This window comes from Pseudomonas sp. RA_35y_Pfl2_P32, from assembly GCF_963970735.1.
Taxonomy (GTDB): Bacteria; Pseudomonadota; Gammaproteobacteria; order Pseudomonadales; family Pseudomonadaceae; genus Aquipseudomonas.
Window position 1 is genome coordinate 1 of record NZ_CAXAQF010000035.1, and the last position, 12968, is coordinate 12968.

The window sequence follows — 12968 nt, forward strand, 5'->3', positions numbered from 1 at the left end:
CGACCCGGCGTTCTCCCATCATGACTTCCACAGGGTCGCCGGGAATCATGCGAATCAACGCGAAAGTCAGCAGGGTGATGCCGAAGAACGTGGGGATCAACAACCCCAATCGGCGGGCAATAAAACTCAGCATTTGGGCGACTCACTCCTTATTTTTTTGTAATGCCGGTCATCGTGCTGGCCGTTCTCAGCCGTTCAGGCTGCGAAGGGAAAGGCTCCGGCTCGAGGAAGGCGAAGGGGCCGCTTGGCCGGCCCCTGCCGGTCACTGTGCGTTGTAGACGCCGTAGAAACTGCTGAGTCCGAAGGGGCTGATCTGGAAGTCCTTCACACTGGCGCGCATCGGCTGGTAGACCGTGGAGTGGGCGACCGGGGTGATCGGCACCTGCGCTTTGAGGGCATGCTGCGCTTGTTTGTACAGCGCGGTGCGTTTATCCACATCGGCGGTGGCCCCGGCGGCCCTCACCAGTTTGTCGTAGTCCTCATTGCACCATTTGGCGAAGTTGTTGCCGTTGACCGCGTTACAGGTGTACAGGGTGCCCAGCCAGTTGTCTGGGTCACCGTTGTCGCCCGTGAAGCCGATCAGCATGACGTCGTGCTCGCTGGCATGGGCGCGCTTGATGTACTCGCCCCATTCGTAGCTGACGATGTTGGCCTTGATGCCGATTTTGGCCCAATCGGCCTGGAGCATTTCGGCCATCAGCTTGGCGTTGGGGTTGTAGGGGCGCTGCACCGGCATGGCCCAGAGGGTGATTTCGGTGCCTTCTTTCACGCCTGCAGCCGCCAGCAATTGCTTGGCTTTCTGCGGGTTGTAGCCGGCGTCCTTGATGGTTTCGTCGTAGGACCACTGGGTCGGCGGCAAGCCGTTGACGGCCAACTGGCCGGCGCCCTGGTAAACGGCTTCGATGATGGCTTGCTTGTTGACCGCCATGTCCAGCGCCTGGCGCACTTCAAGCGTGTCGAACGGCTTGCGGGTGAAGTTGTAGGCGATGTAGCCAAGGTTGAAGCCTGGTTGACTAGGCATCTTGATGTTCTTGTCTTCCTGCAGCGGCTTGATATCGGCCGGGCGCGGGAAGGAGGTGATCTGGCATTCGTTCTTTTTCAGCTTTTGCATGCGCACCGAGGCGTCGGTGGTGATGGCGAAGATCAGATTGTCAATCTTGACGTCTTCAGGCTTCCAATAATCCTTGTTGCCCTTGTAGCGGATCTGCGCGTCTTTCTGGTACTTGCTGAACACGAACGGGCCAGTACCGATCGGCTTTTGGTTGATGTCCTTGGCCTTGCCTTCCTTGAGCAACTGGTCAGCGTATTCGGCTGACTGGATAGAGGCGAAGCTCATGGCCAGGTTCTGGATGAAGGCTGCGTCGACCCCCTTGAGGGTGAACGTGACGGTATGGCCGTCGACTTTTTCGACCTTGGCGATCTTTTCATTCATCCCCATGTCGGTGAAGTAGGGGAATTCGGTGGGGTAGGCTTTGCGGAACGGCATGTTCTTGTCGAGCATGCGGTTGAAGGTGAACAGCACGTCGTCGGCGCTGAAGTCGCGGGTCGGCTTGAAGTAGTCGGTGGTGTGGAACTTGACCCCCTCCCGCAGGTGGAAGGTGTAGGTCAGGCCATCGGGAGAAACGTCCCAGCGGGTTGCCAGGCCCGGTATGACCTTGGTGCCGCCACGTTCGAACTGCGAGAGACGGTTGAACACGGTTTCGGCTGAGGCGTCGAAGTCGGTCCCTGTGGTGTATTGCCCTGGGTCGAAGCCCGCTGGGCTGCCTTCGGAGCAAAACACCAGGTTGCTGGCGGCGTGAGTGAAACCGCAGCCTAGGATCAGGCTGGCGGCAATCAGGGTCTTGAGCGTGGTTTTTTTGCGCATGCGAACCTCATTGTTATTATTTTGAGGGCGGCAGATCAGGTCGTTCATTCCAGGGGGATGCACCTGACCCTGCGGCTTTGCGGGCTGTAGGCTGCCCGTCATTTGAACAGGAAGCCGAAGGCCGACGTCCTGGCTCGGGCGGTAGTGCTGAAGGGGAGAGAGGGGGCTCGCACCGCCACCGGCCGAGGCAAAACTTAAGTGATTCTAAAATTAATTACAACTTAAATTCAGTGAGGCTTACATTTTGCCAGCGGCCCGTCAGGTCGCTGGGTGGTCGTCGAGCAGCCCACCCATGGTGGTGACGACCAGCACTTCGGCAACATCGTCGCCAGCGTTGGCGATGGAATGCTGCTTGGTGGAGTCGAAATGCACCGATCCCCCCGGGCCGAGCGGGTAGGTGTGGCCTTCGATGGTGTAGACGATTTGCCCGCAGAGCACATAGCTGAACTCGGCACCTTCGTGGGAGATGAGCTCGGACTGGTAGCCCACCGCCATGGACATCTTCATCGCGTTGATCAGGTTGCCAGGGAAGTTGCTGGACAGGCGCTCGTAGACCAGCGGCTGGCTGCCGATGGAGTACCGCACACGCTGGCCCTGGTGGGAGTCGGGCTGGGGCTGGGTGGGTTGGTCGAACAGGCTGTTGAGCGCAACGCCCAAGGCCTTGGCAATTTTCGCCAGCGAGGAGATGGACACGCCGGTGAGGTTACGTTCCGCTTGGGACAGGAAGCTGGCGGTGAGGCCTGTTTCAGTAGCGACTTGGTTCAGGGTCTTGTTGGCGGCGCGGCGGCAGCGGCGCAACCGTTCCCCGATCTGTTCTGCGGACATTGGCGTGGCTCGAAATCTGAAAGGCGCCAGTATAGCGGGCGGCGCATCGCAGAAAAGGCTTTTCGCCTGACAAAAATTAAGCTGCACTGAAAATAGGTGTTGACGCTGGTTTAAGTCGGGCTTAAATTTCCAGCACTGCAATGTAATTCGGGAGAACGAGATGACAGTGGGTGTAGGTGGCAAAACTGCGGAACAGGCGCTGGCCGGCCTGGCGAAGATGACCGCGGGCATGGAGCCCATCGGCCTCGACGAATACCAGTTACGCATTGCCAAGGCCCAGCGCCTGATGCGCGAGCAGGGCATCGCAGCCCTTTACCTGAACGCTGGCAGCAACCTCTACTACTTCACCGGAGTGAAGTGGAGCCCGAGCGAACGCCTGGTCGGCGCCGTGCTGCCCGCCAACGGCCCGCTGGCCTATATCGCCCCGGCCTTCGAAGAGGGCACCATCCGCGACTTCCGCGAGGTGGATGGGGTTATCCATGGTTGGCATGAGCACGAGAGTCCCTACCGCCTGCTGCTCGACATGCTCGCTGCAATGGGCGTCGCTGCCGACGCCGTGGTGGGCCTGTGCCCGTCCCTGGCGTTCTGCATGTTCGAGGCAATCCGCCGCCTCGGATCGAGCTTTGAGTTCATAGACGCTTCTTGCGTGACAAACCTGTGTCGCTATCACAAGTCCGCTACCGAATTGGCGCTGATGCAGCGCGCCAAAGACATGACCTTGCAGGTGCACAAGGCTGCCGCCAGCATCCTGCACGCCGGCATCAGCACCACCGAGGTTGCCGAGTTCATCCGCGAGGCGCACCGCAAGGTGGGCGCGCCGGGTTCGACCTTCTGCATCGTGCTGTTCGGCGAGGCCAGCGCCTTCCCCCATGGGGTGAAGCACGCGCAGGTGCTCAAGGACGGCGACATGGTACTGATCGACACGGGCTGCCTGCTCCACGGCTACCAGTCGGATATTACTCGCAGTTACGTGTTCGGCACCCCGAACGACCGCCAGCGCGCCCTGTGGAACCTGGAAAAGGCCGCTCAGCAGGCCGCCTTCGACGCCGCGGTCCTGGGCGAACCCTGCCAGGTGGTAGATGCCGCCGCGCGGCTTAGCCTGGAAGCCGCGGGTCTGGGCCCGGACTACGCGTTACCCGGTCTGCCGCACCGCACCGGACATGGCATCGGCCTGGACATTCACGAAGGGCCCTACCTGGTGCGGGGTGACCAGACGCCGCTGGCCGAGGGCATGTGCTTCTCCAATGAGCCGATGATTTGTGTGCCGGGCGAGTTCGGCATTCGCCTGGAGGATCATTTCTACATGACCGCCGCTGGCCCACGCTGGTTTACCCAGCCGAGCCATTGCATAGACGACCCGTTCGGGTTGGAGGCCTGAGGGCAGGCGATTGTCCGAGGTGGCTGGCGGCCTGTCGTGAAGGGGCGAATGCTGCCTGTGGTCAGCGGCAGCAATGGGGCGCACTGTTCCATTTAGAAGTTCTCTGCCTCGGGCGCACGGAAGGCCTTGCTGTAATAACCGGACTGGTCGAAACAGCAAACGTGCTTCTTGCCGGACGCGAGCCTGTCGCAGGCATCAGCAATTCATTGTGCGCGCGTCTTGAGTTGTTTGGCTGATCGCGAGTTTGCCAGTGACCCAACTTCATAATCGGCTTTTCCTACGGCTCGTGACCAAAACTCTTGCGGAATTCGCCTTCAAGTTTTCGACACGTGTCTTCAACGATTTTCTTCCCGATTTCCGCTCCGGAATAGCTGTTGACTTCCTGGCGGCATAGTTCGGTGGCCTCTCGGGCCTGCGTTATTTCCTTGTCTTGCGAGCGGTTACTGACAAACAAACCAAACGCCAAATACAAGGTGATGGCGATAATGGTTCCGATAAGGCCCTTGCTGACAGGGCCCATTCTCTTTTCTGAGGGGAGTGGCCCTTGTTTTTTCTGCCTTAGATCAGATTGGCAGTGTTGGCATAAAATGGCTTCAGCCATGATGACTTCCGCGCAGTATGGGCAACTCTTTTTTCCAGCCTCCACAGATGAAACTCCTTTTTCAAAAACGGGATTCTATCATTGGGCCTGAGGGGCTCTGCTTTCAACGAAAAGCTCTACTCGGGTCGTACTGTCACATCCGTCTCAATTGCTCCCAGTGGGCCTGGAAAAATGATTCTGAATGTCCACTGTTGGCCGATTCTGTTGAAAAAGTCGGCCATGGTTTCCACGGTAGAAAAGTACGCGCTTGAGATTGAAATCTTTACATTGAGCAGAGGATTGCGGACTCGGATTTCGCGTAGCAGCGCGCAAAAAAGGCGTTTTCAGTGGTCAGTATGTAGACAGTCCAGAAGAACCGACTTTTTCAACAGAGTCGACCCAAAGCTGACGGTGGAAGGCGAAAATCGGCCAAAAGCCACCGCAACATTTTCATCACTTACCCACTGAATAACCGGTCGCGCACCGACACTTTTACCATCGGGGGATTAGCATTCGTGTGGCATACGAAACCGATCCGGTACGGGCACCACTGCATGCCCCTACTTCACGTGCGCTTCCTCCAACAGCCAATGCGCAAATGCCTGGATGGGAGCGCGGCTTAGCTCAAGGGGTTCGGGTAACACGAGGCAAAACGTCTTGGCGATATTCTTCTCCTGGGGCCATGGCGCAACCAGCCGACCTTGCGCCAACTCTGTTTCCACGTACAGGTGCGGTACGAGTGCCACGCCGAGCCCCGCCAGTGCAGCCTCGATCAACATCGCGTGCAAATCGTAGCGCGCGCCCATCGCTGCGTTGCTCAGGACAATTCCGGTTTCCAGGGCATAGCGCTGCCACGCATCCGGGTTCTGTCGTCGGTGTAATCGCGGCAGTGAATCCAGAGCAGTTGCTTGCTTGCCGGGATTCAGGAGGGAAGGGTGGCAAACCGGTATTAACACTTCGTTCAACAGGCAGTGCGTGTGCATACCTGTCCAGGCCGGGTGCTCAAAATGGATGGCGGCATCAAAGCCACTACCGGCAAGCACGAATGGCTCCATACGCTCCGAGAGGTGCACGCAGATATTCGGGTGTTGCTCGCCAAAGCCAGACAGCCTAGGAATTAGCCAGCGCAGGGCAAAGGTTGGACTGACGGCAATATCAAGGCTTGCGCCGTCGCTGGGCTGCCCCATCAAATACTGGCTGTCCCTGTCGAGTCGGTCGAGTAGTTCGCGCACTTGGGCAGCGTAGCGCTCACCATTAGGTAAGAGCCGCACACGGTTGCCAACGCGCTCGAATAGCGTGACGCCGAGAAAGGCCTCCAGGCGGCCTATCTGCCGACTGATGGCACCTTCGGTTAAGGCCAATTCGTTTGCGGCACGGGCAAAACTGCCATGGCGGGCTGCTGTTTCAAAGGCTATCAGGGCAGCGTTACTCGGGAGCTTTCGACGCATGGGCTTTCCTGGTTCAAGTCAAAGCACCGACCTTGATTTTTAGTCACTGACGGGTGCCAAAAAGTCGTTTTATGGCTGCTTGGCGTGCAGCTAGCATGATGAAACATCAACAAATGAAGTGCCATGATGATTTACACAGTCGAATGCAACTACGCTGATCCCGCCAGCGAAGCCGAGTGGAATGCGTTTTACAGCCTGGAAAAACTGCCCGCGTTGATCTCGGTGAGTGGATTTAGCTCCTCACAGCGATTCAAAGCCTTGAGCGGCGATTATCCGGCCTACTTGGCCCTACATTCAGTCGACACGCTTGCCGTATTGCAGAGCGATCAGTACCGCCAAAAAGGGGGCGGCAACTTTTCCCGTTGGCAGTCGCACATCACTGATTGGAGACGCAACCTCTACGCCGGCCCGGACCGAGCAGTTGCCGTGGGCGCGGACGAATTCCTGTTGGTCAGTGAACAAGGCCCTCAAGTACTGATTGAGTTAGGCCTTACACCTATAGCGCTACACGCCATTGCTTTGGACAGTACCCCTGCGCACCGCTGGCTGGCCAAACTGGATTGCGCTCAGGCCAGGGCCATCGATCTGCCGGGACTGAATGTGTATCGTGCAATGACTGTGCAGTTACAGTCATGAGTAACGTGGACATACATCGTGGGAGACTTCCCAGCCAGCACATTGGCGATTATTCAATCACAGCCATCAGCGACGGCTACTTGGGTGCTAGCCTGGATTTTCTAGCCAACATCACGCCAACGGAGGCGGCCCGACTTCAGTTAGCTGCCGGGATCAGCAATCCAGCCTCAATCCATATCAATTGTTATCTGGTACGTGGGCGTGGCCGCACGATTCTGATCGACGCCGGGGCCGGTGGCTTCAAACAATGGGGCGGCGAGTTACCGGCCAATCTTGCATTGGCTGGCGTGAAACCCGGCGAAATAGACACGATTCTGCTGACCCACGCGCACCCCGACCACATCGGTGGCTTATTAAACGCAGTGGGAGAAATGGCATTCGTCAATGCTGAGTTGGTTGTGCACGAGCGAGAGCTAATGTTCTGGGAGGACGATGGCCATCTTGGCCAGGCCAGTGAACGCGCCCGCGGAAACTTTCTGTTTGCACGAAGGGTGTTCGAGCGGTACCGGAAAAATCTGCGCCCGTTCACCGCCAATGACGTATTGTCAGGCATCAGCGCGATGCCGTTGCCTGGGCATACCGTCGGGCACTGCGGATACTGCTTCGAGTCCGGGGTGGGCAGCCTGCTGGTGTGGGGTGATATCGTTCACTTTCCTGAGATTCAGATTGCGCGCCCCGATGTCACGATTGCATTCGACCAGGACCCGCTGCTATCGGCGGCCACGCGAACGAGATTGCTGGATGTTGCTAGTTCAGACAACTTGATGGTTGCTGGCATGCACTTGGGCTCGCTTGGCTTTGCTCATATCAAGCGCTCCGGTAACAGCTACGCCATTGCTTACGAAGCGTGAGCCAATGAAGGGTAGCAAGCTGCCTTTTGGCAGCTTTTTTCATTCCGAAACTTGCTTGGAGCGCTTAAGGGGCATATTTGTTTAACTGCTTTTGACGTCCGTATGGCTGTTTTCTGCCTGTCACGACCGACTGAAGTCGACCTTGAGCGGGCGCTCGTCAACGCCCGCTCAGGGTCGAAAGCTGTTACCGCGCTATTGCAGCGGAACGTATACATCTGTTTGCCATTGATCCAACGGTGTCGTGGGATAGGCGCTCAGATAATTGAAAAACAGTGGCTGGTCACGAAGTTCCTCGCCACTGGTAGGAAGCCAGTCGCGGTAGATCGGATAGATCGTTTCACCAATGTGATCCGGTGATCCCGCGTGTCGCACCACGACGCAGCGACCGCCAGGAATGACGATCTCGTGTACGCCGAACTCATTCGGCGCCACCGCCTCATGAATCTCGCCGCAGATGGCGAACCGGAATGCGTGTGCAGGTGTCGTATCGGGGTTGTTATAGGGAATGCCAAAGGTGCGACTCGATGCCTGCGGCGATTGTCCGCTGTGCATGCGCCACTCGATGAACCTGCGCACACTCTCACTGACGAGCCCGGCTGGCCCGCGGTGCTCAAGCGCTGCGACCTTGACCTCAGGGAAATCTACGATTCTTACTTGCATGATGATGGTCCTGGAGAAGTGAGGGATTGCGAATACCGCATTCCAGACCTGCCAGTTGGGTTCCTTCCTGAACGCACTCGGCGTCATGCCGATCGCCCGCCTGAACGCCCTGCTAAATGCCTCGGGACTTTCAAAGCCGGCATTAAGTGCAGCGTCCATTACCGAGTGATCAGCGCGGGCCGCCAGGCAATGTGCCGCGCGGCGCAGACGCATCAGTTGCACATAACGTGAGACAGGCACGCCAACGAACGCGGTGAATTGTCGATGGAAGTGAAATGCCGAAAAGTTCGCCACACGGCTCAACGTCTTCACCGACAAGTCACCTTCGAGATTGGCATCAATGTAGGCGAGCACGGCGTTGAAGCGTTTTGTGTAAGCGAAATGGGTCGGCATGTCAGACACTGGAAAAGCTCCTGGAAGTACGGTCGTCAATAGAGTCGACTATAGCGGCGTGAACGCGCCTAGCCGCGTTTGCTCAAGGCACCTGCTGAAAGCGTATGATGGCGCGCCTTCGTTACCGATAAGGAAATCGCCATGCGCCCTGACAAGGCCTGCTCAGTCGTTCTTTCTTCTGCGTGGCCACCCAGGATCCTTTTGTTCCTGCATCCTCAAGCCGGGGTGCAACTGGTGAAGGGCACCATTGAAAAAGGGGAAACGCCGGGTCGAGCTGCCCTGCGTGAACTGGCGGAAGAGTCGGGTATAAGCGCCGCCGAAATCGTAGACGATCTCGGGTGTTGGGACTCCGGTCATCACGGTCAGATCTGGTCGTTTCACCTTTGCCAGGTGGGTGGACCCACACCTGAACAATGGTCACATCAGACACTCGATGACCAGGGTCACCGCTTCGCGTTTTTCTGGGCTTCGCTCGACCACTTGCCTTATGGCGATTGCCATCCTGTTTTTCGTCGAGCGCTGGACTTTTTGTGCGGGGTCTTGGAAGCGCGCGGGCACTTGGTGGACAAGCCTCGTTGAGGTCACTACCGAGCGAGCTCGTGATCAAGCGACTTCCCCTGTGAGCTCAGGGCTTCAGTTGATGCTATAAACGCTGCCCAAACAGGAGGCTTCCAGACCATGGATACGAAATGTTCGGTCTTCATCGCGGCAAGTGTTGACGGCTTCATTGCCAGGAATGATGGCGATATTGAGTGGCTGCATCGACCTGAGTACGAGTGCTCTGCACTAAAAGGGCTCAGTTATGACCAGTTCATGACCACGGTTGATGCAATCGTTATGGGGCGCAAGACGCTGGACAAGGTGCTGTCCTTTCCCGAATGGCCCTACGAGCACACGCCGGTCGTAGTGCTCTCCCATGGGCAGGTGGCGCTGCCGCAAACACTGAGTGGCAAGGTCGATGTACTGGCCGGCGATCCACTACACATCGTGGCGCACCTGGCGGCGCAAGGTCTCAAGCATCTCTACATAGATGGGGGGCAGACCATTCAAGCATTCCTCTGCGCGGGATTGATCAACGAGATTGTTATCACGCGCATTCCAGTGTTGTTGGGCAAAGGGATTCCACTGTTCAGCCAACTGGGTGATGAGCGGGTTTTGCGCCTGATTGACTCATCGGTATCCGAAAACGGATTTGTTCAGAGTCGTTATCAAGTGCTCGCACCGGCTTGATGAGTGTGGCCCATTGCTTGGAACGTGAGGGTAACGCGCGGTAAGCGCGAACCATTAGGAAAGGTTCAGAAGGCAGGGTATCGAGCGGGGACGCTTGAATTGAGGTCGACTCGGGGCGGCCTCCATTCTGTGTAATTGATCCTCACCATCCGTTTAGGCGAGACCAATGGCTGATCTCTCCATTTTCCTCCAAAGCCTCGTAGGCTTGGTATTGAGCACCCGTGGCGCAGGCATGGTTGGGCAGAATACGCAGCCGGGTTCCAATAGGAAACTGCTGCTCGATGTCTACCTTTTGGCCTTCCTCGAAAGACGCCACACCGTGCTCTTGGTTGGCTGAGCGCACCTGAAGCCGTCGATGAGCTTGCCCTCAGCATCGCACACCAGGCCGTAGCCGAAATCGCATTGCTGGGCCTGCGTGCCCCGGTCGCGACTCATCGCCATCCAGCTGGCATACGCCAACATTGTGCATGACCAGATCGAAGAAAACGTACACGCCGGCACGGAGCTCGGTGACGCCGTCGAGGTGAACGGCGGACAATGCGGTGGGCGTTGAGCCGACACTCGCTTCCTGGCACGGCAAGCCCGCCGACCGAATGGCCTCAGCAGCCGTCACGCATTCTGAACGTTCAATCTCCGCAATTTCCTGCAGCGCCTCAAGGGTGTTCAGCTTGTAGCTTTCGCCGGCGTGAGTCATCACGCCTTTGAGCACAGCGCCACCTTCATGAAGGATTCTGGCGATCTCGATCAGCACTGGGTCGTCACTACGAACACCCGAGCGGTGATGCTCACTGTCGATTTCGATGAAAACCTCAAACCGCTCACCATGGGTGCGGCAAAAGTCGGTGATCGCTCTCGCGCCTGCAGCGCTATCAGTGACAATCGTCAGGGGTCTGTGTGTTTGCAACTCTACGCAGTACGGTATATTTTTGGTTAACGGTCACTTAAACAAATGTTAAGAATTACTTAATGATTACGTTCTCCGATCTCGAACTGGTTACGGCAATTTCTGTTTCCGGCTCATTGAGCGAGGCTGCTCGCAAGCTGAGGGTCACCCCGGCAGCCCTCTCGATGAGACTGCGAAAACTCGAAGCGGAATTGGGCATGAAGCTCGCCAGCCGAGACTCCAGGCGCTTGGTATTGACCGAGGATGGAGAGCGCATGGCCGAGGAAGGACGACGGTTGCTGCAGGCGTTGGAGGAGCTGTCAGACTCAATGGTGGCTGACGACGAGCGCCTTCAGGGAGTGATCCGCCTATCTGCGCCGTTCGGCTTTGGGCGGTTGCGTTTAGCGCCCTTACTGGCAAGGTTTGCCAAGCTTCACCCTAAACTAAGAATCGAGCTTGACCTGCGAGAAACCCCTTGGCCAGATCGGAGCAATTGCGATGCGGTAATCCACATTGGCTCCATCAGCGACAGCTCATGGACTGCTCAAGTGTTGGCATCCAATGAACGATGGTTGTGTGCCAGCCCGCTGTATCTGAAAGAGCATGGAACCCCGATAGCTCCTGAAGACCTAGCGGCTCACCGGTGTATTTGTATTCGTGAGAATGATGAACACGCGACATACTGGCACCTGCGCATGGACAACGAGAGCAGAGCTGTCCGAATCTTTGCGAGCATGGTCAGCAATGATGGCGCAGTGGCGCGCAGATGGGCAGAACAGGATCTTGGTTTAGTTCTGCGTTCGCAATGGGACGTGGTTGATTCGATTGCCCAGGGAGCCTTGATCCGAGTGATGGCGGACTGGGAATTCGAGATCGCTCCGATTCTTTTGCTGATACCGAACAGAAAAAACAGATCCCGTAAAATACAGGCTCTTACTTCTTTCTTGAGTGAATCATTCAAAACGAAAGGCACTGAAAAAAGCCGTTCATAGGCTGTTATCGTCCTCTCATTGAAACCTTCTACTTTTGCTGGATATCTTCAATATGAAAAAAACGACCCCCGAGCAACAAGCGCTGATCAGTCAGCTGGAGCAAATTGCAGACGGCTTAAGTCAAACCTTCAGTCCGTTCTGTGAGGTTGTATTACACGATCTACGAGATCCAGAGCACGCAATTTTGGCCCTTCATAACAATCTTTCAGGAAGGGAAGTAGGGCAACCCGCCACGGAGCTCGGACTTGCGAGGATCGCAGATCCTGCTTACCCACAAATCATCGCCAACTACCCAAACCAATTCAAAGATGGGCGCCAAGCCAAAAGCACATCCATTGGCATCAAGGACTCCACCGGACGGTATGTGGCAGCGCTCTGCATGAACGTTGACCTCACCTTGTTCAGAGGTTTGCAAGGGATGCTTGATCAGTTCGGTTCGTTCAGCAGCGACCGCCCAAATGAGTCGCTTGAGTCAAGCGGCGCGGACACGATACGGGCGAGGATAGATCACTTTGCGGCGCGCCTGGCCACCACCCCCCGTGCCCTGAAGGCCGCTGACCGCAGAGCCTTGCTTCAAGAGCTGAAGGAGTCTGGTTTGCTTGAAATCCGAAAGGCCATGGACACGGTGGCTTCTCACCTGGGTGTATCTCGCGCAACGGTGTATAGCGACACGAGGTGATCAACACCCCGTTACGCTTTGATCAAACGGGGCAGCCTTTGGCCCTTAGCAACGCGTTGAGCATCATCGATCTCCTCTGAAATGCCAGAAATGGACGTACCTTCAGCGCTTCAAGCGGCGTTGGTCACAATACGTGCGATAGCCTCAATTTCAACCAGATAGCCATGGTGCAGCTCTGGCACCGGTACAACAGCGCGAGCGGGGCGGTGGCTGCCCAACATGTCGGAGTAGATCCGGTCAAAGGCCGGCCAGTGCTTCACGCCTGCTACGTACACGGTGACTTTGACCAAGTCGGAGGCATCGCAGCCTGCGGCATGCAGAATGGCCAGCAGGTTGTTCAGTGCAACTTGTGCCTGTTCGGTGAACGACGCCTCAATGTTGTGAGTGCCGTCCGGACTAACGGGAAGCTGGCCAGAAATGTACAGCGAGCATTGGTGAACAACCGCTTGCGAGTAGTGACCGGCCGGTTGGGAAGCCGCATCGGTGCTAACAATTTTCATAAGTGACCTTGTATAGGGTGGCGCCGACGCTGCAGGCGATGCCCACGGC

At 57.1% G+C, this 12968-nt stretch carries 13 protein-coding genes and 3 pseudogenes; 7 read left to right on the forward strand and 9 right to left on the reverse strand.

All coding sequences use genetic code 11. The features are described 5' to 3' along the window. The 3 genes and pseudogenes from AACY45_RS25575 to AACY45_RS25585 form a co-directional block, all read right to left on the reverse strand. Window positions 1-133 (reverse strand): annotated as a pseudogene (locus tag AACY45_RS25575) (peptide ABC transporter permease); the annotation flags it as partial. 129 nt (window positions 134-262) lie between these two features. After that, window positions 263-1864 carry an ABC transporter substrate-binding protein gene (locus tag AACY45_RS25580; RefSeq protein WP_339548175.1) on the reverse strand — a complete coding sequence of 534 codons (1602 nt, stop codon included), beginning with the start codon at window positions 1862-1864 and terminating at the stop codon, window positions 263-265. A gap of 258 nt (window positions 1865-2122) precedes the next feature. Next, window positions 2123-2689, reverse strand: coding sequence for a helix-turn-helix domain-containing protein (locus tag AACY45_RS25585; RefSeq protein ID WP_339548177.1), 567 nt, complete (start codon window positions 2687-2689; stop codon window positions 2123-2125). 160 nt (window positions 2690-2849) lie between these two features. On the opposite strand from AACY45_RS25585, the gene AACY45_RS25590 reads away from it, so the two are divergent. Next, window positions 2850-4067: a M24 family metallopeptidase gene (locus AACY45_RS25590; RefSeq protein WP_339548178.1), complete on the forward strand. Its 1218-nt coding sequence runs from the start codon at window positions 2850-2852 to the stop codon at window positions 4065-4067. Between the two features lie 92 nt (window positions 4068-4159). On the opposite strand, the pseudogene AACY45_RS29370 reads toward AACY45_RS25590, so the two are convergent. From AACY45_RS29370 to AACY45_RS25600, 3 genes and pseudogenes are all read right to left on the reverse strand, one after another. Continuing rightward, window positions 4160-4303 (reverse strand): annotated as a pseudogene (locus tag AACY45_RS29370) (YdeI/OmpD-associated family protein); the annotation flags it as partial. A gap of 41 nt (window positions 4304-4344) precedes the next feature. After that, the gene (locus tag AACY45_RS25595) at window positions 4345-4668 is read right to left on the reverse strand and encodes a hypothetical protein (RefSeq protein ID WP_339548180.1); all 324 of its coding nucleotides are present in this window, start codon (window positions 4666-4668) and stop codon (window positions 4345-4347) included. A 539-nt stretch (window positions 4669-5207) separates the two neighbouring features. Next, window positions 5208-6095, reverse strand: coding sequence for a LysR substrate-binding domain-containing protein (locus tag AACY45_RS25600; RefSeq protein ID WP_339548182.1), 888 nt, complete (start codon window positions 6093-6095; stop codon window positions 5208-5210). A gap of 126 nt (window positions 6096-6221) precedes the next feature. Between AACY45_RS25600 and AACY45_RS25605 the strand changes: the two genes are divergently transcribed. After that, the gene (locus tag AACY45_RS25605; protein WP_339548225.1) at window positions 6222-6731 is read left to right on the forward strand and encodes a sugar ABC transporter; all 510 of its coding nucleotides are present in this window, start codon (window positions 6222-6224) and stop codon (window positions 6729-6731) included. Continuing rightward, window positions 6728-7582: an MBL fold metallo-hydrolase gene (locus AACY45_RS25610; RefSeq protein WP_339548184.1), complete on the forward strand. Its 855-nt coding sequence runs from the start codon at window positions 6728-6730 to the stop codon at window positions 7580-7582. Before AACY45_RS25605 ends, AACY45_RS25610 begins: the two co-directional genes overlap by 4 nt. A gap of 192 nt (window positions 7583-7774) precedes the next feature. On the opposite strand, the gene AACY45_RS25615 is transcribed toward AACY45_RS25610, so the two are convergent. Then, window positions 7775-8644: an AraC family transcriptional regulator gene (locus tag AACY45_RS25615; protein ID WP_339548186.1), complete on the reverse strand. Its 870-nt coding sequence runs from the start codon at window positions 8642-8644 to the stop codon at window positions 7775-7777. 132 nt (window positions 8645-8776) lie between these two features. On the opposite strand from AACY45_RS25615, the gene AACY45_RS25620 reads away from it, so the two are divergent. Then, window positions 8777-9214 carry an NUDIX hydrolase gene (locus AACY45_RS25620; RefSeq protein ID WP_339548187.1) on the forward strand — a complete coding sequence of 146 codons (438 nt, stop codon included), beginning with the start codon at window positions 8777-8779 and terminating at the stop codon, window positions 9212-9214. Between the two features lie 99 nt (window positions 9215-9313). Beyond that, window positions 9314-9865: a dihydrofolate reductase family protein gene (locus AACY45_RS25625; RefSeq protein WP_339548188.1), complete on the forward strand. Its 552-nt coding sequence runs from the start codon at window positions 9314-9316 to the stop codon at window positions 9863-9865. Between the two features lie 142 nt (window positions 9866-10007). On the opposite strand, the pseudogene AACY45_RS25630 reads toward AACY45_RS25625, so the two are convergent. After that, window positions 10008-10751 (reverse strand): annotated as a pseudogene (locus AACY45_RS25630) (alanine racemase); the annotation flags it as partial. An 80-nt stretch (window positions 10752-10831) separates the two neighbouring features. Between AACY45_RS25630 and AACY45_RS25635 the strand changes: the two are divergent. Beyond that, window positions 10832-11740: a LysR family transcriptional regulator gene (locus tag AACY45_RS25635; protein ID WP_339548189.1), complete on the forward strand. Its 909-nt coding sequence runs from the start codon at window positions 10832-10834 to the stop codon at window positions 11738-11740. Between the two features lie 52 nt (window positions 11741-11792). Further along, window positions 11793-12419, forward strand: a complete 627-nt coding sequence (locus AACY45_RS25640; RefSeq protein WP_339548227.1) for a helix-turn-helix transcriptional regulator — start codon at window positions 11793-11795, stop codon at window positions 12417-12419. A gap of 110 nt (window positions 12420-12529) precedes the next feature. On the opposite strand, the gene AACY45_RS25645 is transcribed toward AACY45_RS25640, so the two are convergent. Then, complete coding sequence (locus tag AACY45_RS25645) at window positions 12530-12919, reverse strand: RidA family protein (RefSeq protein ID WP_339548191.1); 390 nt, start codon at window positions 12917-12919, stop codon at window positions 12530-12532. Between the last annotated feature and the right edge of the window lie 49 nt (window positions 12920-12968).